Below are 17,524 nucleotides of genomic sequence, written 5' to 3' on the forward strand. Positions count from 1 at the left end.
TCTGTTTCCCCAAGCACCGCCGCCTTGCCCCGGCCCGATCCCTTAGGAACGGACCCCGGCGCTGATCGACTGAATCAACGCCATCCTGCCGCCGATGCCGATGTACCCGCGTCCGGTGGTGATGGCCACCGGAGCCTTCCGCGGGAGCATGCCGCCCAGCAGCTCGCCGTCGTAATCTACATCGGGTTGCAGCAGGACGCCCAGCCGGGATTTGCGCACTGTCTTGGTCCAATGACTGTACAGCCCGCGCAGATCCGCCGAGCGGCCCGCCGCGATGACACACAGCCCCGCCTGGCCGGACGCCACCACCCCGCCGATGGACTGATCGGCGTCTTCGAACCGTTCGGCGTCGTCGATCAGCAGGAACACCGGCCCGCGCTCAAGCCGCAGCGAAGCCAGCAGGGCGGGTACTTCATCCGTCCCGACGGCGACCCGGTCCAGGTCCGCGGAGGCCAGCGGGGACCGGCGGTCGCAGATGCCCCAGACCTGCGCCGGCCCCTGCGGTGTGGCGGTACCGCGCAGGGCGTCGGCCAGGGCGAGCAGCAGCGTGGACTTGCCGGAGCGGGCCGGGCCGGCAATCAGTGCGTGCTCGCCTTCGTAGATTTCCAGGAAGGCCGGGGAGAAATCCGCTTCCTGCATACCCACCGGGATCAGCCACGGCTCGCCCTCAAGCTGCGGCCGGGCGCCGAGTTCCTCCAGCGTGATGTCCGAGGGCAGGCGCCGGATGGCCGGAGCCTTCGCGGGCACATCCCCCCAGATCTGCCGGACCCTTTCCACTGCCTCGGCTATTCCGACGGCGGGGGTGGCCACGTGCATCTGCAGCGTGTTCCGCGGATCCACGCAGCGTCCGGGCAGGGGAGCGGGGATCGCCTTGCCGCGGATGCCGAGGGAGGAATAGTCATAGGTGTCGGCAAGGCGGAAGAGCCAGCGCTGCAGCGTCACTTCGTTCATGGCGGTGGGAACCGCCTTGGCACGTGTGGTGGAGACCGCGAATGACAGTCCCACGGCGGGGCCGTCGGCGTACGCCCGGTACAGCAGGTCCAGCAGCTGCTGGCCCTCATAGTCCTGGAACTCGTCACGCAGGGAGGCCAGACCGTCCAGCAGCACCACGGTGCGGCTCTTCCGGCTCGGATCCGCGCGGCGGGCCTCCATTTCGGTGTGCAGGTGCCGCAGGAAGCGGGCCTGCTGTTCCTTGGCCCCGGCGCCGGTGCCCACATAGGCCACGGTGTGCGGCAGGTCCTTGAGCACTTCGAGCTCCCGGGAGCCCATGTCCAGGATCATCAGGTCCAGGTCCGCCGGATCCGTGGAGCCGGCGAGGGTCAGCGCAATGGAGGCCAGGGTGGTGGTGGTGCCCGAACCCGCCACACCCAGCAGCATCAGGTTCCCGGCGGACATGTCCCAGCCGGAGGGGGACTGGCGCTGCAGCTCCGGCTCGTCCATCAGGGTGACCAGGACCGAGGAACCCTCGACTCCGCCGACCATCGGGACGGCGGGGTCTGCCGGGGACGCGACCGTCGTTGTTCCCGTCGGCTCGACGTCGGCCCCTTCGGCGTCACCCGGTTCAGTGCCGGCCTGCGGGAGGAAGCCCGCCAGTTCCACGCGTTCGCCCAGGGCCTCGGGCCAGACCGGGCGCGGCGGGGCGTACCCGGCGTCGGCGTTGGCCTCGACAATGGCGTCGATGAGCAGGTCCAGATCATTCTCGTCCGCGACGGCGGAGCGCGGCGGCGCGGGCGGCGGGACGGGGACGCCGAACGGGCCGATCTCGCGGACATCCACCGCAGGCCCGCCGCCGATCTGCGCGCGTCCGGTGACCAGGGCGGTCTGCACGGGCGTGATGTCGTCCTGGCCCAGTTTCACGTAGGCGCGGCCCATCTGGGCCCGGCCGATCGCGGAGGCGTCGGGGACGCCGATGACGTTGTTGGAGTCTTCGCGGCTCTGCACCCGCAGGGCCACGCGCAGGTTGGTGTTGGCCAGGATGTCGTCATTGACGACGCCGGCGGGCCGCTGCGTCGCCAGGATCATGTGCACGCCCAGGGTACGGCCCACGGCACCCACGCTGACCAGGGCCTGCAGCACGTCCGGGAAGTCCTTGGCCAGCATGGCGAATTCGTCAATCACCAGCAGCAGCCGGGGCATCGGCTCGGCCGGGTTGGTCGCCATGTAGGCGGGAAGGTTGTCGATGCCTTCGCCTGCGGCAGCGAACACCCGCTGCCGGCGCTCCATTTCTGCCTCCAGGGCCTGCAGGGCGCGGTCCGCGAGCTGCTCGTCCAGGTTGGAAATGGTGCCGATGGTGTGCGGCAGGCGTTCACACGCCTTGAACGCTGCACCGCCCTTGAAGTCGATCAGGATGAAGTTCAGCCGGGTGGGATCGTTACGCGCCGCGAGGCCGGCCACGAACGAGCGCAGGAACTCGGACTTACCGGAGCCCGTGGTGCCGCCCACGAGCCCGTGCGGGCCGTCCTTGACCAGGTCCAGGCTCAGGGCCCCGTCCTCACCGGTGCCGATGGGAGCGGAAATCCCGGTGGGAGCGTCCCAGAGCCGGCGGATGGCCGGTGCATCGGGCTGGCCGTAGCCCAGGAGGTCGGGCAGCCGCACGAGGGACGGCAGTGACGCGCCGGGAACGTTGAGTTCCGGATCGTCGAAGTGCGCCACCCGCATGGCACAGCGCAGGGCTTCCTCATGGTCGAGCCCGGCCAGGATGACGTCTTCCACGCGGGTGAGGTCCTCCGGCTGGTCCAGTGTGGCCGCGGAGTCTTCCCCCACCCTGATGATGGAGGTGCAGGAGGCCGGCAGCTGTTCCTCCGACGTCGCAATCACGATGCCGGCGGCCCGGGCCGGGCGGTCCTTCGGGTTGATGTGCGCTCCGGGGGCGGAGCGGCCCATGCCGAGCAGGGCGCGGGCGGGAGCGTCCCGTCCTTCGGTGAGTACCTCGGAGTCCAGCACCACCAGCAGTGCCGGGGTGGGCAGTTCCTCCACGGTGTCCTTGAGCGCCCGCAGCATGGCGACACTGGTCTCGCGGTGGGAGGACATCCAACGCTGGCCGTTGCTGCTGCCTGCCTGGCGGGTATGCGGCAGCCAGGAGGCCCACTCCCATTCCTCGGCGCGGCCGGCGTCGCAGAAGACGCCGACGGTCAGGTCCGCCGGGCCCACGTGCACCGCGGCCTGGACCAGCAGTGACCGTGCGAGGGCGAGGGCGCCGTCGCGCGGGCCCACAATGCCCACCACACCGGCATCGGTGAGGTCCACCAGTACCGGGGCGGCGAGCAGCCGGGCGGCGGCCAGGGATTCCTTGACCTTTTCATCCAGGCGTGATGAGGCTGCGCGGTCCACTTCGGGTTTCCACGGGACGTCACCGGTGCCGGCGTGCAGGGCGAGGAAATCGTCCGCATCGGCCCGGCGCTGCCACAGGGAGGTGGCGGGCAGCGCGGGGCGGCGCACCACCGTGGCCGGATCCGGGATCATCCGGTGGCGGCGGGCCGTCTCGGCTTCGGCCGCGGTGCGGATCTGCTGTTCGAATTCCTTGATCGCCCCGGTGAAGCGCTCGTCCTCATCCTTCAAGCCGCGGGTGTGCCGGCGTTTTTGCTCGAACCACATGCCCACGGCCATTACCGGGCTGAGCATGGCAAACATGGCGAAGCGCATATCGCCCAGGACCGCCACCATGACACCGGCCATCACCAGCGGCGCCAGGACCGTGATGTAGCTGAACTTGCTGGCCGGGGGCACGTCCTTGCGGGTGGGGGGAACCAGTGCGTCGCCGGGCGGGGCCTGCCCCGGCCGGGGAGGACGGTTGAACGGCGCCGTTGCTGCCGGGGTGAGGTTGTGCAGGCTGCCGGGCGCCGGGGCGGGGGTCTCGTCCAGTGAACGTCGCAGGAGGAGAACCGTGCCGCCGGCAGTGACGGTTGCAGTGTCCTCGACCAAGATGCCTTCCTCGCCGACGGTCTCACCGTTAACCAGGGTGCCGTTGGTGGAACCGCTGTCCAGGACCCGCAACCCGTCCTCTTCCCGGCGCAGGCGGCAATGGTCCCAGGACGCACTTTCGGCCGGAAGCGTCAGGTCCGCGTGCGGTGACCGCCCGATGAGCATTTCCCGGCCCTGCGGAACACTGGTGACGGTGCCGGCGCTCTGGCCCCCGGCCAGGGTCACGCTCCACCCGCGCACCCGCGGGGTGGCGGGCCACGGTGTCCGGGCAACGCGGCTGCCCTCGAGCAGCACCAGCTCGGAGACCGGCGTGGAGCCGGAGACCTGGGAGTCGTCCAGGAACACTGCCTCGGTGGGTGCCAGGCGCGGCCCGCCGGCGGTCTCCACGAGGTCTGCCAGCGTGGTGGACTGGGCAGCGTGCGCCACTTCGCATTCGAAGCGGCGCTCGTCCAGATCGATCAGCAAACGCACCGGGGCGTTCCTTCCATAGAGGAATGATGCCCCGTCCGGTATGAGACGGGCCGGGGCCGGGGAATCAGGGGGCGGCCGGAGACGGCACCCAAACGAGCCGCGGAGCGTTCTCGTCTGCCGGGCGCAGACCCAGATCCTGGGCTGAGGCGTGGACCGGGACCGGCTTCACGGTCAGTGCCAGGGGGCTGGTGAAGTCCAACGCCGGTCCGGCCAGCCCCTCACCCGGGCCGAAGGACATGGTGCGCAGCGCATCGCCCACCTCAGCCGGGTCGCTGCTTTCCGCCTGCGCGGCGGCACGGACCAGCGCGACGACGGCGTCGTGGCTGGACGTGTCGGCAGCCCATGCGGAGGCGGCCAGCGGAGCATCGCCGGTCAGGTTCCTGACCTTGGTATCCCCGGAGGCCAGGCGCACGGCGGAGAGGAATGCGGACATGCCGCGGCCCTGGGCATCCTGCTGCAGGGCTGCGCCGTCGCCACCGGCCGGTGCCAGGGTGATCAGCTGACCGGTGGCGGCTCCGTCCAATGCGGCGAGTTCGGCGGCAAAGGCCGGTGCGTCCGCGCCGTTCGGCAACACCATCGGAACCGATACATCGCGGGCCTGCAGTGCCTGCACCAGGCGGGCGAGACGCTGCGGTGTGGCGGCGGAGACAACGACGGCGTCAGCGGGGTCGGTGATCCGGACGGACTCAGCGTCCGCCGGGGCGCCTTCCACCGGCGGGAGCGGCTGGTTGCCGGTCTGAATGGCGGCCTCCTGGGCCAGGGCGGTAACGTCTTCAAAATCCTGGAGGTTCAGTGCCTGCGCGGCTTGGACCGTGGAGGGAACGGCGCCGCCGTCGTTGACTACCAGCACCCGGGACTTCCCCTCCAGGGCTGGGCCGATGGCTTCCTCGAGTGCGGCGCCGGAGGCCTTGGTGGTCCAGGTGGAGGGGGCCGGTTCCGAAGCCTCCGCGTACGGGAGGATGGCCGGCAGCCCCAGCTCCTCGGCGGCCTTGGCCGCTGCCAGTGCCTGCGGTCCGGTGCTGGTTACCACAATGCCGGAGACGCCGTCTTCGGCGAGGGCGCGCACGGCTTCGCGGGCGCCTTCTTCCGTGCCGCGGTCATTCCGGGGCGCGAGGGTTACCTCGGCGCCGCCCTGGCTGAACCGCTGGGCAGCCACCACGGCGCCCTGTGCGGCATTGTTGTATTCCGAGCCGGGTTCGCCGGAGGATCCGTACGTCAGGACAATGCCCAGGGACATCTTCTCCGGCAGCCCGTCAGCCTTCAGGGCCACGGGAACCGTCGCGGCTACCGGGTCGGTCTGCGGTGCTTCCTTGGGCCGGTTCAGGGTGACCGTCAGGGCGATCACCGCGGCGGCAACAACGGCCACCCCCGCGATGAGCAGGGTCATCAGGCGCGTGCGCGGGCTCATTCGCCGCCTCCGATCCGCAGGGTGTACAGGGTCTGCGACGACGCGCCGGCCGGCACCTCTAGGTGGAACGCCGGCAGTTCTTCAACAGCAGTGAGTGCGGCTTTGAACTGCGCCTGGCGGAGCAGCAGCCCGTCCACGTCGCGGGAGCGGATATTGGCATACCCTTCCGCATTCTGTGCGGCCAGGGCCAGCTGGTAATCGGCTGTATCCGCCTTGGCGGCGCTGGTGGTCATGGATCCGAGCAGGCCGGATCCGTTGACGGTCCGGTCACCCAGGTCCAGCATCACCTTGTTGAGGCTTGAGGACAGAAGGGCGTCCGCACCCTCCACGTCGCGGGTGGAGCCCGACGTGCTGGCGGCAATGCGCTCCAGGGATGCCTGGGTGCTCTTGGCCAGGGCACCGGCGAGGGCGCCGCTTTCCTCCTGCAGCTCACCGCGCTGCTTGTCCACGGTTTCGCCTGCGTCTCCCACAACCTGATCCGAGGTGGATTTCAGGCCGGAGATGGAGTTGTTGAAAGCGGTGGTGACGGAATCGGTGCTCTTGTCGCCAACATCGGTGACTTCGCGCACCTGGCCGTCCACGGCTTTCCGCACCGCTTCTGCAGTGTTTTCCTGGACGCCCTTCAGGGCTTCCTTGATGTTGTCCCCGAGTTCACGCTGCTGCTTTTCCAGTGCTGCGAGGTTGGTGCTGACTCCGGTGTAGGAGTCGATGGCGACGCCGAGGTCCGTTTCCAGGGTTTTGAGTCCAACCTCGGTGTCGTCGTAGCGTCCGGTGGCCGTACCGTCGAGAGCCTTGACTGCTTTGCTGACGTCATCCAGCTTTTTGTTGGTCTCGTCGAAGGACTTGTCCAGCGTCGAGAACGCCTGGTTGATCGCCGCGTCAGCATTCTTCGTGTCGACCTGGGCAAGGACGTTGTCCCAGGCCGTGGACTGCTCTGCCAGGCGCATGTCCAGCGGGTTGGAGAAACCGGCGGGCGGCGTCAGCGGCTGGGCCTCGGTGCCGTCAGCATTCTCGGGATTGCACGGAACCGACGTCAGATAGGAACGAAGCACCTCGGCCTGCTCAGCGGAGAGCTTGCCCTCGTCGGGGTCTTCAGGGTCTCTCCTGTCCACCAGTCGGCAAATCTCTGCAGCGAGGGCTTCGTTCTGCTTCGTCATTGACTTATCCCAGGGCGCCCCGACGCCAAGTTCGTACTGGGCGTCCGCTGCGGTGCCTCCGATAATCTCCAGCTGTCCCCGTAGTCCGTCGATGCTGTCCTTCGCGGCCTTGGACGCCTCGCGGGAAGCCCCGAGGGATGCCTTGGCAGCTTCGATGGCGTCATTGACCCCCTTCAGCGCCGCGGTGTAGTCATCCTTCGGCTTCGCCCGGTTCTGGAGGGCGGTGAGGCCTTCGCTCACTTTTGCCAGTTGTTTGGCGGAAGCTTCCTGCTCTGCAATGGCCTCCGTGACCAGCTCCGGGTTGAGCTCCTCCACCAGTGCGTCTCCGTCTTCGACCAGACCAATCAGGGCAGCGGAGATTGTTGCATTGGAGCCGTACAGCGAGCAGGTAATGGAAACTGCGCCCTCTTCGCCGCTCTCAGCCTCGGCCGCACAAACCTCAGCGGTCGGCTTCTCCGGCCCGATGGCGGTGCGCATGTCCGCCACAACCAGTTCGCGGCAGTCCGCGCTGACTGTTGCGTAGGCGTCCAGCTGGGATGCCATGGTCAGGATGCTGCCGTAAACGGTGCCCGCCTGCTCCGGCTTCGTGACGACGGCGGCACAGCCGTCGTCGCTGATTTCCGCCGGCGGAGGCGTGGCCGAGGTATCGCCGAGCATGGAGTCCACCGCGGCAACGGTCTGCTGCAGCTGGGCCATGGTCACCGACTCGGTGCCCTTGGTTGCGGTTTCCAGATCGGCGCCAAGGGAGGTGAGCTGGCTCTTCAGCCCGGTCATGGTTCCGGCCAGTGCCTCGGAATTGTCCCGCAGCTCGCCGGCGGTCTTGACGCCCAGGGTCTGGGAGGTGGTTTCCAAGTTCTTTCGGACTTCGGTGATGGTGGCGCCGGCCTTGATCAGTACGGTGTTGACGTCCGAGACCAGGGAAATGGTGCGGGTCTGCAGCTCCATTTCGGACCCGGCGCCGGAGGAGAAGGCTCCGGCGAGCACGCCTTCTGCGCTCATGTTGGTGCTGATGCCGGGCTGGACGGCCACGTCAATGGCGGGGACCTGGAAGTCCTTGACATCGGCGACGAGGCGCAGCGTGGTGCTCGCACCGGAACGCGGCGGTGCCAGCACCGTGGCCCACTGGACGACGGCGGCGCCGTCGTCTGCCCGGCTGAGCACGCCGTTGGTGCCCAGCGTGCCGTCCGCGGAGCCCGGAGTGATGTCGTCCACCCGCACGCCGTCGAGCTTGGTGGAGGCGGCAATGGTCAGCGGAGCGCCCACCAGGGCGGTCTCGGAACGGGTCTGGCCCGCGGCGTCATACTCAATGACCTGGGGCTTGACCGTCAGGTTCTCCACCGTCAGGTTGATCTCGACCGGGCCGGTATGGCCCTGCAGCTCAGCGAGGTCGGAACCGGATTTCTCGCCGGCACGGTATTGCAGGCCCACGCGGACCGGAAGTTCACCGACCACTTCTTCGGCGGTGTACTCGGTATCTTCAGCGGAGGATGCCCCGTCGGCGGCCACCGAAATGGTGGTTCCCTCGATGGTCTGGACACCGGCCGCCGGGGACAGCCCCACGTGCACGTTCTGCAGGAGCTTGACCGGGTTGGATACCGGCTCCGGCTCCTCCTCCGGGGTGCATGAAGTCGTCGCAATCAGCGCCGTGGATATAAGGACCACGCCCAGCAGCCGACTCCGTGCGGTCTTACCCCGCGGGTTCGGCAGGTGGGTTTTAGTTTGTCTGGGCATGGTGAATCGTCCCCTCATCCGTTCGCTGTGCCTTGAGCATCATAAGGGTTAGTTGCAAGAAAACAACCATCTTGACTCTGTTTGCGGTTGTTCAACCGAAATCGCGGCGTCAGAAACGGTTTATTTGTTCCTTGTCGGTTTCATGAGTTGTTGGTAGGGTTCCGTCCGTCCGGTCACCGGCGGTTATCTGTCCGGTGTCGAAGCAGTGACTCAATAGGGGGAAATTTTTATGTCACGCGTGTTGTCCACTGAACAGGCCAAGTCCGCCATCACCCAGGTGCAGTCCATCATCAACGGCGGTTTCACCGACCAGATCTCGGCATTGGATGCGCAGGGCAAGATCCTGTCCGATCCGAACACCTGGGACGGCCCGCTGGCCGCCCAGTTCCGGGGATCCACGTGGCCGGAAACCAAGGCCGCCCTGGATAAGGCCCGCCAGGAACTCGAAGAGCTTCGCACGCAGCTGCAGAAGATCTCGGAGAACATCTTCTCCGCCGGCGGCGGCGCCTAAGCGCCAGGCAATTCTCATCGTGTACATGCCCGGGTAGCCGGCGCCGCTGCGGCGGCTGGCTGCCCGGGCATTGCCCGGTTCACCGGCCCGGTTGAGGAATCCCGGGTCCGTTTCTGATGGTGTCCCTACCGGACGCCCTATTCCTGCTGCCTATCCCGGCGTTTCTTCCCGGGCGGCAACTTCATGCGTTGTTCGATATTCCGTTTTGTTCAGTGGGGGCCCTGATTATGGATTCTGATGTTGTTGAAATGAAGTTGTTGCCGGAGTCGCCAGCCGGTTACGGTGGCGGGCCGTTCAACTTCGCCAAGGCCAGTGAAGTGGCCACAGCGTTCGATAACGAGGTAACGAGAATATACGGGCAGTCCGGCTCCAGGGCCGCGCTGGTCGCCGAAGGTAAAACGGACTTTCAGGGATACTTTTCGCGTTTGTTCGAGACCAACGCCGCCACCGCAGCGAAAAGTGCAGCGGACCTCGCCGGTGCGCTGAGCTCGGTGGCAGGCCTGATCCGCGAGGTGATCTCCTACGCCGAGCAGGAAAACAACCGCCGCGAAGAGAACAACGAGTATGTCCGGGACTACCGGAACCGCAATGGGTGGGAGAAATTCCTGGACTGGTGGAACGGCGGGGTGGATGGCGAACAGCCGCCAAACACCGACCCCCTTCCCGGGCCCACTTTCTCCTCTGTGGCACCCGTTGTAGGTGTCAGAAACGATCCGACCCCGGGCAGCGGGGGCTATGGCGGCGGAACATCTTCCGCCCGGCCCGAAAACCTGTGGAACTTCGCCGCCGGCTCGCGCAGGCTGGACGATGAGCTGAAGAATACCCTCACCACACTGGAAGGTCTTCTTGAGGAGTTCAAGCAGCAGTGCATGTGGGGAGCCGTTGACGCCTCCGGCGTCATGCGCGCCTACCACGACTATCTGAGGGCCAATGAGAACGATGCCCGCTGGGCCGACCTCGTCGCGGGTGCCTTCTTTTCCGCCGGCAACAACGGGGGAGTCGCGGTGGTTTCGGATGCCGCATTGGCGGCATCACTCGCCGCTGCCGGCATAGACATAGCGAGGGACGGACTGACCATTGATCCGCCCAAGGCCTATGGTGCGATGCCGACCACCGGGTACGCCAACGACCCGGTGAACACGGCCACGGGTAACTTCATCGAACCGGAAACGGACCTGGGTTTTGCCGGAGCCGCCTCGAACCTGGTCCTGTCCAGAATGTACAACTCTCTGGCGCCGCAGGAAGGGCCCGGCGTGTTTGGCCCGGGTTGGTCTTCGGTGCTGGACCAGCATCTGGTGCTCTCGGATGAAGGCGCCCGCTGGATCCTGGCCGACGGCCGTGCCGTGGATTTCCCCCGCGAAGGCGAGGGTTGGGGCCGGTCGGTAGGGGAGAACTACTGGCTGACCCGCGAGCCGGCTGCAGCCGGACCTTGGTCGGAACTGAGCCTGCCCGAAGGCACCGCAGAGATCCTCCTTGTGAAGAATAATGAGGGTTCATGGTGGGCCTACACTACGGCCGGGGTCTGGCTCGGGGCCGGGTCAGGGCCGGGACGCATTGTGTCTGTGCACCGCGAGGATTCATCCGACGACGCCGGCCGCCTGGGTGAGGTCACCCGGCTGTCCCACGTGCGCGGCCGCTTCCTGGAGATTGACTATGTGAACGGGCGCGCCGCCGTGGTGCGGGCGTCCGACGGGCGCCGGGCCGAATACGGGTATGACGACGCAGGCCGCCTTGTCGCCGTCACTACCGAAACGGGCACCCGGACGTACCGGTGGAACGACGCCGGCCTGATCGACGCCGTCTACTCCGCCGCCGGCGTGCTGGAAGCGGAAAACACGTACGACGAGCAGGGCCGGGTCATCCTGCAGGTCACCCAGCATGGCCGCCGCACCCGTTTTGCATACCTGCCCGGCAGGGTCACTGTGGTTTCGGATGAGGACGGTACGCGGTCCAACTCCTGGATCGCGGACGCCAAAGGCCGTCTCGTCGGCGTGCTGGATTCGCACGATCAGCGGCAGTCCATGGCGTATGACCGGCACGGCAATCTCGTGTCCCTCACTGAACGTGACGGGTCCGTCACCGTGCACGCCTATGACGACCGCGGCCGCCGGATCCGCACGGTAACTCCTGAAGGTGCGGACCTGACCTACGGGTGGGACGAGCAGGACCGGATCACTACCGTAGTGTCCGAGTCCGGATCCGTTGTCACCTATGAATACGCCGATGACCTGACACGGGATCCGGCTGTGATCCTCGATCCGCTCGGCGGGCGGACCGAACTCACATGGGAGCGCGGTCTCCTGACCAGGATCACCGATCCGGTCGGAGTCACGGTCGCCTTTGAGCACGACGCGTATGGGAACCTGGTTGCCACGCGCAACGCACTCGGAGAGACCGCAAGGATCCTCCGTGATGCGGCCGGCCGCCCGCTCGAATCCGTCATGCCGTCCGGGGCCGCGACACGGTTCGCCTATAACGCTGCCGGGCTGCTGGTCCGGCGCGAGGATGCCGACGGCGCCGTCTGGACCTTTGAACACGATGCCGCCGGTCGGATCACCGCGTCTATCGCCCCCGACGGGGGCCGGACCGAGCTGCAATACGGTGCCAATGGCGAACTGGTGCGCACTACCGACCCGCTGGGCCGGACCAACGAGCGGGTATTTGACGAACTCGGGAACGTGACCGTGGCGATCCTGCCCGACGGTGCCCGCTGGGGCTTTACGCACGACTCCCTGTCCCGCCTGACCGGCGTCACCGACCCCGATGGCCATGACTGGGTGCGCGAGTATGACAGGATCGGGCACCTCACCGCCGTCGTCGACCCGACCGGTGTTCGTGCAGAGGCACGTACGGACCGGAAAGGAGGCAGCTCCAGCGTCTCCAGCGCTTTTGCCACTTCCGGCTACAGCTTTGATGTGTACGGGCGCCCCATCCGGGAAGAAGCCGAAGACGGTTCCGCGAAGCTCGTCACGTACGACGCCGCCGGCAACCCGGTGGAACTGGTGGACGGCGAAGGCGGACTGACCCGCCTGGGCCGTGATGTCTCCGGGAAGATCATCTCGGTGACTTCACCATCCGGAGCGGTGACCCGGTACGAATACGACATCTGTGGGCGTCCCTGGAAGACCGTCGACCCCCTGGGTGCGGTCACTGAACTGGTCTACGACGCGGACCAGCGGGTGGCTGCCCGGATTCTGCCCACCGGCGAAGCTGAGACCTTTGAGTACGACCCCTGCGGCAGGCTCGTTCTGCGGCAGACCCCCGGTCAGGGCAATGCCCGCTACGGGTATGACAAGGCGGGACGGCTGAATTTCTCCCAGGATTCCTGGTACGGCACCCGCCGGTTCAAGTACAACGCGGCCGGGGAACTGGTTGAAACGGTTAACGGTGTGGGCGGTCGGACCCGGTTCGAGTACGACCTCCGCGGGCGGCTGATCCGGATCACTGACCCGCTGGGCGGAGTGACCACTCGCACCTACACGGAAACCGACAAAGTCGAGTCGGTCAGGGATCCGCTGGGACGGGTCACCACGGCGACCTACGATCCGGCCGGGCGCCAGCTCTCCCAGACCGACCCTGACGGCAACACCACCACCTGGGTATATGACGCTGCCGGGCGGGAAGAGAGCACGTCCTACAACGGAAAACTCCTGGCCAGCGCTCATCGTGACGGGTTGAACCGCCGTGTGGTGGTTACCGACTACACCGGCGCGGACGGGCTGACGGTGGAGCATGAACTCGGCTTCAACCGGCGGGGCCAGCTGGTCTCACGCACCCGCGGCGGGCGGGGGCTGTCCTGGCACTATGACGCGGACGGTAACCGCACATTGTTCACCGACGCTGCCGGAACCACTACCGCCTACGTTCGGGACGCCGTCGGCCGGGTGACAACCGTGCGCAACTCCCGCCTGGGTGAAGCTGCGTTCACCTATGATCCGGCCGGACGCCTGACCGGGGCCACGGCCGGGGAGCTGGTCCAGGAATGGGAATACCGGAACGGCTACATCGCGGAGCACACCCGCACTGACCGGGCAGAGACCGCCGAAACTACGCTGATCGGTAGGGACGAGGACGGCAGGATCACCGGACTGACCCGTGCCGGGGCTGTCACTCGATACGGGTATGACAATGCCGGCCAGCTGGTTGCCGCAGCAACCACGGGCGGTTCTTCGACGTCCGTATTTGAGTGGGAGTACGACGCCGGTGGGCGGTTGGTGCGGGAAATGACCCCAGACGGTCCCCGAACCTACAACTACGATGCCGCAGGCCAACTGACAGCTGTCACGAACCAGGACGGCAGTCGGACGGAGTACGTCCATGACGGGCTGGGGCGTCGTTCCCGGCTCATCGGCTCGGACGGGTCATGGACTGAGTATGCCTGGGGCCCCACAGGTTACCTGCAGGTCGCGCTGGACCGCACCCCGGACGGTACGGAAACGCGTCGGCACGAGGTGTGGGTGGATGCCTTGGGTGAGCTGTCCTCAGTGGATGGCTGCCCGGTGTGGTGGGACAGCGCCACCTCGATACCTTCCCTGGCCGGGTTCGGCTCGGAACAGGTCCTGAACCTTCCCGGAGGGGTTACCGGAATAGGGGAAGGGTGGCTGGCACCGGGGTGGCGTGCTGCCCGGGCCACGGACCAGGCCGATCCGTGGGCTGTTCTGGGCGCCTCGGTTGTCCCGAAGCCGGGAATGGTTTCCGGGAGTGGCTCGGCGTTGTCCGGGATGGCAGGCGGGCTGCCGGCCGGGATCGGTCTGACAGCCGACGGAGGCATGGACATTGCGGGACTCGAGTGGCTGGGCGCCCGGGCATATGACCCGGCCGCCCGCGGTTTCCTGTCCACCGACCCGCTGGCCCCGGTGCTCGGCGCCGGCTGGGACGGCAACCGCTATTCCTATGCCGGCAACAACCCGCTGAACGCGAGCGACCCAACGGGCCTGAGCCCGCTGACGGATGCTGAGTTGGCGGACTTCCAGAAGTCACTGGGGAGTCACTGGGAATATGTGGCGGCAGGTGCTGCCGTCGCTCTGGGCGTTGCCCTTATGTTTACAGGCGTTGGTGGTCCGGTGGGCGTGGCGCTGATTGGTGCCGCATCGGGTGCATTGATCAGCGGAGGCATGTCGATAGCAACGTCGAAGGCCCAGAACGGGACAGTGGACTGGGCCCAGGCCGGCAAAGACGCTCTGATCGGCGGTCTTGGCGGCCTCGCCGGCGGTGTAGCGGCAGGTGCTCTGACCAAAGGCGCGGTGTATGCGGCTCGGACAGCCTCTGCATCCGGGGCAAGTCAGGCGGTGCAAACCGCTATCCGTCATGCCACCAGCAGTACGGTGCGTGGTGTGCTCTCAGCTGGAGCCTCCGGGGCTACATCCGGCGTTGCTGAGTACAGACTCAACACCCCCGATGGGGAGAGAACCGCGGGGGGATATATCCAGGCGGGAGGAGTGGGCTTCGTAGTCAATGCAGGGTTCGGCTACGGCAGCGGCAAGCTCTCTGAAGTGGCCACCGCAAGACTGCCGATTCCGCCCCTGCCGCCAGGGGCCAACGCTCATGTGGCTCCTACTTCACCTTGGGCACCGATAGTGGAGGACGCGGTGGGTCGCGCAGCCGGGGTTACCCAGGCGGTGATTGAGGAGACGATAGAGACAAGGGGCATCCCCAGCCCGGAAGATCTTGTTCCGGCCATTATCAGCGGCGGACTAAACGGCTCCGGTGGGCCCGTCGTTCAGCACCATGAGTTACCAAATTAGTATCAAGGAGGAACAGATTTAATTGGGTAAAGGAGAGGAGGATGAATTGAACCCACAAGCCGAGGGCAACATCTCAGCGGATCCGCCGAAGAAGCCGTCACGGTCTTGGAAGAGTAATTTGGCCTTTTGGGGAATTTTGCCCACCTTTGGGGTGCTCTTCCTAGCGCTGACGGTTGGACCGTTCGTTGTTAACGCCTATGACGACGACCACCGGGTTCGGATGGAATGCACTGTCACGGATGCTGAGGGAGGCACCTACAGTGGTGCCGGTCGTAATGTCGGATCGAGGCCGGAGCTAATCATCAGGACGTCGGACTGCGGGACGTTGACCTTGATTCATGAATTTGACCAGGCGGCCAACGATGAGATGGCTTCCGAGCTGGCGCAGGGAGGTAGGTTCGAGTTCGAACTGGGCCAGGCGTCGCACACCTTGATGGGTTTCTTTAACGTCATCGGTATGGCACCAGCGGTTTCTTCATACGACAAAGTCGACTGACTCAACCGAGGTCTATCCGCCTGCCTCCCCGAGGCAGGCGGATAGGGGCGCTGGCTGCTGCCGGACCTTGCCATTACCGGCGGCATTTTGGGGAGGCCCAGCTATGTGGTGTCGATTGGTGCAATGAATCTTATCGCCGGGCTTCGACCCATGCATGTCGCATTGGGCGGTCGCCCTTTTTGATCTGCGAAGAGGGCAAAGATCCGTCCGGTTACAGGAAACAGAGCGGCAGACGAGCAAATCGGTACTGAGCCAGTGAGGGGATGAAAGTGGCGGCTGCTTTAGCGCTTATGGCTGTTGTCGGTGCGGCCTCTTTCGGCGTAACCGTGCTGGCGATGCGCAGCTTCAAGGTTCGCCAGTTAGGCAGGAAACCCGTCCGCGGAGCCACGGTGAGGGTGGACGGGAGGGCTCTCGTATCGTTCGGGCTGCTGCTATCAGGTGTGTGGGTTTCTGTATCCGCCGGCGTGATTCTCGTGGTGTACACGACGGTACTTCCCGCCGTCGTCGTAGGCGTCCTGGTGTTCCTGATGGTGCTCCTACGGCCTGTGATTCACGCCAGGGGGCAGTCCGTTTTCTCCCTCCGCTACCAAGAAACCGTTGGTCAACGGCTTGATGAAGGACGAAACGATCTGGTGAAGGACGGCGCTCATCCGGGGATTGAAAAGCGGTCCGTGGTTGTTACGGAGCGCGATATTGAGCTCGGCGCCAGGGCGAACAAAGTCGCAAAGGTATTGGGTGTATGTGCTTTGATCCTGACTCTGGGAATCGCAATATTTGTGCTGGTTCTTCTTCCCCTGGATACGCGACTTGCCTATAGCGGGAGGTTGGGTCGGAACGGAATTCCCATGCCCATTGCGGTGGCGGTAATGCCGCTGGCAATTTTCCTGACCATACGGCCTGTGCTGAAACCTAAGTCCGATATAGATCATATGAATAAGGGTGACCGAGTGATCATCTATTGGATCGGTGTGCCCATGTCCCTGTTTTTCCTCTACGGACAATGGGTTATTGCCGAATCAATGCTCAGTGATGCCGGGGTGTTAGGCTGACCGATCGGCCCGGGCAGACCGCACGGAGGTCCGGCTGACGTAAACCGGCCGGGGCGTTTTACCAGGGTCAGGAAGCGTTGCCCAAGGTGTTGCCCGAAAGCTCAGACCTGAGCTTCGCATTTTCGGCGTTCCACTCCCGGAGGCCGAGAACAACCCGGTCCAGGAAATCGTCCACTTCGGCCGGCGAAACACCTTGCCGAATTTTCATTGTCTGGAACTTTCGGTTCACTACCTGATCCGGCGTAATCACCGGGCTGCCCATCAGGACGGGTTGGCTTAGGGGATCGGCTTTTTGCTGCTGGAGGCGTAGGTTCTCGTCGGCCAGCCGCCGCAGTTCAAGCACCGTTTGGTCCAACAGGTCACTGACCTGTTCCACGTCGTACCCACGTTCCCTGAGTCGCGGGGGCCTGAACCTGATGCCCTCGACGTCCTCGGCGGTCAGGGAAGGCCGGAATTTGGCTCCCGGTTTCGAGGCGGCCGCGGCCTTGGCCTTCAGTGTTTTGGCGAGCACATAAATCAAAACCAAAACCACTACGGCAATCCCCAGCCAAAGCAGCGGAGAAGCGCCGCCGTTTTCCGTCTCGTTCTGCACCACTGCAGAAAGTCTTCCGGTGAACATGTAGTGCAACCTTTCGCGAGCCGGCCACCTCTGCATGGTCTATGTCCCGATCAGTCTCGGGCCATCCGCCGGCGGATCCTTTTTGAACGTTGTTGCCTCAGCCTACCGGGCAATATCGGAATGCCAGCCGTTCCGGTTATGGTTATCTGCTCGCGGTGCCTGTCCGGTATATAAATGCCGGCACTCAAATGACTTCAGCATCTAAAAACGTGCTCGACATATCAGTAATACGACAAACACAGCACCTGGAGTGACAAGATTGGGCCTATCGACAGGCAATCGCCCAGGGAAGCCAGTGAGGGGAACCTGTGGATAGGTAACTAACCTCAACAGGAACGATCCTCAATGTCCGGCCCCGGTGGTCAGGCAATTCCGTCGCTTCGGTGGTCGCTTCCACGGCCCCAGCATAGGCGGCGT

General features: G+C 65.6%; 8 protein-coding genes. 4 read left to right on the forward strand and 4 right to left on the reverse strand.

Annotated features, from left to right (window positions below; translation table 11 throughout):
* Nucleotides 1–42: 42 nt before the first annotated feature.
* The 3 genes from AC5RTS_RS08955 to AC5RTS_RS08965 all read right to left on the reverse strand — a co-directional run bounded on the left by AC5RTS_RS08955 (nucleotide 43) and on the right by AC5RTS_RS08965 (nucleotide 8,688).
* Nucleotides 43–4,392, reverse strand: coding sequence for a type VII secretion EssC family protein (locus AC5RTS_RS08955; protein ID WP_493991718.1), 4,350 nt, complete (start codon nucleotides 4,390–4,392; stop codon nucleotides 43–45).
* Nucleotides 4,393–4,456: 64 nt separating this feature from the next.
* Nucleotides 4,457–5,800, reverse strand: a complete 1,344-nt coding sequence (locus tag AC5RTS_RS08960; RefSeq protein ID WP_493991719.1) for a type 1 periplasmic-binding domain-containing protein — start codon at nucleotides 5,798–5,800, stop codon at nucleotides 4,457–4,459.
* Nucleotides 5,797–8,688, reverse strand: coding sequence for a hypothetical protein (locus AC5RTS_RS08965; RefSeq protein ID WP_493991720.1), 2,892 nt, complete (start codon nucleotides 8,686–8,688; stop codon nucleotides 5,797–5,799). The genes AC5RTS_RS08960 and AC5RTS_RS08965 overlap by 4 nt, the downstream gene beginning before the upstream one ends.
* 229 nt (nucleotides 8,689–8,917) lie before the next feature.
* Between AC5RTS_RS08965 and AC5RTS_RS08970 the strand changes: the two genes are divergently transcribed.
* The 4 genes from AC5RTS_RS08970 to AC5RTS_RS08985 all read left to right on the forward strand — a co-directional run bounded on the left by AC5RTS_RS08970 (nucleotide 8,918) and on the right by AC5RTS_RS08985 (nucleotide 16,488).
* On the forward strand, nucleotides 8,918–9,199 hold the full coding sequence (locus tag AC5RTS_RS08970; protein WP_227904994.1) for a pyrophosphorylase: 282 nt from the start codon (nucleotides 8,918–8,920) through the stop codon (nucleotides 9,197–9,199).
* 248 nt (nucleotides 9,200–9,447) lie between these two features.
* Complete coding sequence (locus tag AC5RTS_RS08975; RefSeq protein ID WP_493991721.1) at nucleotides 9,448–14,943, forward strand: DUF6531 domain-containing protein; 5,496 nt, start codon at nucleotides 9,448–9,450, stop codon at nucleotides 14,941–14,943.
* Between the two features lie 22 nt (nucleotides 14,944–14,965).
* Nucleotides 14,966–15,439, forward strand: a complete 474-nt coding sequence (locus AC5RTS_RS08980) for a hypothetical protein (RefSeq protein WP_493991722.1) — start codon at nucleotides 14,966–14,968, stop codon at nucleotides 15,437–15,439.
* A gap of 290 nt (nucleotides 15,440–15,729) precedes the next feature.
* On the forward strand, nucleotides 15,730–16,488 hold the full coding sequence (locus AC5RTS_RS08985; RefSeq protein ID WP_493991723.1) for a hypothetical protein: 759 nt from the start codon (nucleotides 15,730–15,732) through the stop codon (nucleotides 16,486–16,488).
* A 67-nt stretch (nucleotides 16,489–16,555) separates the two neighbouring features.
* Here AC5RTS_RS08985 and AC5RTS_RS08990 read toward each other — a convergent pair whose 3' ends face one another.
* Nucleotides 16,556–17,083 (reverse strand): DivIVA domain-containing protein, encoded by a 528-nt coding sequence (locus AC5RTS_RS08990; protein ID WP_493991724.1) that lies wholly within the window; start codon nucleotides 17,081–17,083, stop codon nucleotides 16,556–16,558.
* Between the last annotated feature and the right edge of the window lie 441 nt (nucleotides 17,084–17,524).

This window comes from Arthrobacter sp. MDT1-49-2 (assembly GCF_059090185.1).

Coding starts and splice junctions, on each gene's coding strand:
- AC5RTS_RS08985 (WP_493991723.1), top strand. CDS start 15,730: ATGGCTGTTGTCGGTGCGGCCTCTTTCGGCGTAACCGTGCTGGCGATG.
- AC5RTS_RS08965 (WP_493991720.1), bottom strand. CDS start 8,688: ATGCCCAGACAAACTAAAACCCACCTGCCGAACCCGCGGGGTAAGACC.
- AC5RTS_RS08970 (WP_227904994.1), top strand. CDS start 8,918: ATGTCACGCGTGTTGTCCACTGAACAGGCCAAGTCCGCCATCACCCAG.
- AC5RTS_RS08975 (WP_493991721.1), top strand. CDS start 9,448: ATGAAGTTGTTGCCGGAGTCGCCAGCCGGTTACGGTGGCGGGCCGTTC.
- AC5RTS_RS08960 (WP_493991719.1), bottom strand. CDS start 5,800: ATGAGCCCGCGCACGCGCCTGATGACCCTGCTCATCGCGGGGGTGGCC.